Origin of the sequence: Mesorhizobium sp. M7A.F.Ca.US.006.01.1.1, assembly GCF_003997935.1 — a bacterium.
Classification (GTDB): domain Bacteria; phylum Pseudomonadota; class Alphaproteobacteria; order Rhizobiales; family Rhizobiaceae; genus Mesorhizobium.
Genome location: NZ_RZQL01000454.1, coordinates 1 through 1,969, shown reverse-complemented (window position 1 = coordinate 1,969; position 1,969 = coordinate 1). Strand labels below are relative to the sequence as shown.

The 1,969-nt window shown below is 61.0% G+C and carries 2 protein-coding genes; both read left to right on the top strand.

The genetic code is table 11. The features are described 5' to 3' along the window. Positions 1-560 precede the first annotated feature (560 nt). Entirely contained in the window at positions 561-842 is a 282-nt protein-coding gene (locus tag EN943_RS36725; protein ID WP_029356603.1) for an acyl carrier protein, read from the top strand. After that, positions 843-1,969: beta-ketoacyl-[acyl-carrier-protein] synthase family protein (locus EN943_RS36720; RefSeq protein ID WP_164778597.1), on the top strand; the 1,127-nt coding region annotated here is incomplete at its 3' end.

Genomic DNA, 1,969 nt, shown 5'->3' with positions numbered 1-1,969 from the left:
GGCCGCACTCATGACCGGCTGGGCTCGGTTAATCCTGCATGCCGCGCCCATGAGGTTACTTGTCCGGAGTGCGTCGAGCACAACGAGGAGATGTAGTTCACGATCTTTGAAAAGCGTGGTCAACCATCCAAAGTGTGGATGCCTTTCATCGAAACAAACGATTTCATCAATGTTCTGGAATCCTGCATGGGCAGAAGCACCTGATGGACACCGATGCCCCCACTGCCTCATGGCGTGGCGAGCGTCTTAAGAAACCGCCCGAAAGGAGATTTTTCATGCGCTCTACCGGGCAGTGGAGTGCTGGGAAAGGGAGTTGCAACTGACCGGCCATGTCAAACTGTCCGACTTCTTCCGAGCCTATGGACAGACCGGGAGACGCGCACGTGTAGCGGCTCACATCGTCATACTGCACCTACGCCACACACCGGCCGGACCTGATCCGGCTTTATGAGCATTGGGTTTTGTCAGTTGCCCAAGCGTGATGGCTTTCGCGACGCGGCGCGCCTCAGGAACTGAGCCGCGTCCAGGTCGAAACGCGGGAAAGAAAGACAGGAAACAGAATGGCCGATCAATTCGCAACGGACGTCATTGCCCTGATCAAGAAACGCGCCGAGTCGGAGAGCGGTGAGGGAATGCCTGCGTCATTCGTCGGCGAGATAACAATCGCCACGGAACTGGACGCGCTCGGGTTCGATTCGCTGGGTTTGGCGGACGTCCTCTGGGATGTGGAGCAGGCCTACGGCATCAAGATCGACATGAACACGGCCGATGCCTGGTCCAATCTCAAGAATGTCGGCGACGTCGTGGAAGCCGTCCGCGGCTTGCTTGCGAAGGAGGCTTGAATGGACAGGCGCGTCGTTATCACCGGAGTGGGCGGCCTGTGCGGACTGGGCACCGAGGCCGCCTCTATGTGGAAAGAGATGCGCGAAGGCCGCTCCGCCATCGGCCCGATCGCCAATTCCGAGCTTCATGACCTGGAGGGCATGACCGGCGCTGAGATCAAGGCGCTGCCCCAGCACGACATCAACCGGGGGCATCTCATCTCCATGGACCGCTTCAGCTTGCTCGCCGTGCTTGCAGCGCGCGAAGCCATGCGGCAGGCCGGACTTTCCTGCGACGAGGGGAATGCCCATCGCTTCGGCGCGACAGTGGGCGTCGGATTTACCGGTTCGTACGCAACAGAACAAACTTACCGCTCACTGCTTTTGGGTAGCGCAATCCGTGCTGAACTCTTCACTGGAGTAAAGGTGATGCCCAGCGCCGCTTCCGTCCATCTTAGCTTGAGCCTCGGCTTGCGCGGGCCGGTCTTCGGGGTGACCTCCGCATGTGCCTCGGCCAACCATGCGATCGCCTCGGCGGTGGACCAGATCAAGCTGGGCCGGGCCGACGTAATGGTTTCCGGGGGCAGCGACGCACCCTTCGCATGGGGCGTGCTGAAAGCATGGGAAGCAATGCGCGTGCTTTCACCCGATACCTGCCGGCCCTTCTCCGCCGATAGGAAGGGCCTGGTGCTGGGCGAGGGTGCGGGCATGGCCGTGCTGGAAAGCTACGAGCATGCCACGAGGCGTGGTGCCACAATTCTTGCCGAGATCGCCGGCGTCGGCCTTTCCGCCGATGCCTTCCACATTGCCGCGCCATCTGTCGAGGGGCCAGCGTCGGCGATGCGCGCCTGCCTTGCCGATGCCGGGCTGAATGCCGAGGACGTCGACTATCTCAACGCGCACGGCACCGGTACCAAGAGCAATGATCAGACTGAAACGGCGGCGATCAAGCGTGTGTTTGGAAACCACGCTTATTCGATGTCCATCTCTTCCACCAAGTCCACGCACGCGCATTGCCTCGGCGCAGCGAGCGCGCTTGAAATGATCGCCTGCGTGATGGCAATCCAAGAGGACGTCGTGCCGCCGACCGCCAACTATCGCGAGCCAGATCCCGCTTGCGACCTCGACATCACACCCAATGTGCCGCG

Coding starts and splice junctions, on each gene's coding strand:
- EN943_RS36725 (WP_029356603.1), top strand. CDS start 561: ATGGCCGATCAATTCGCAACGGACGTCATTGCCCTGATCAAGAAACGC.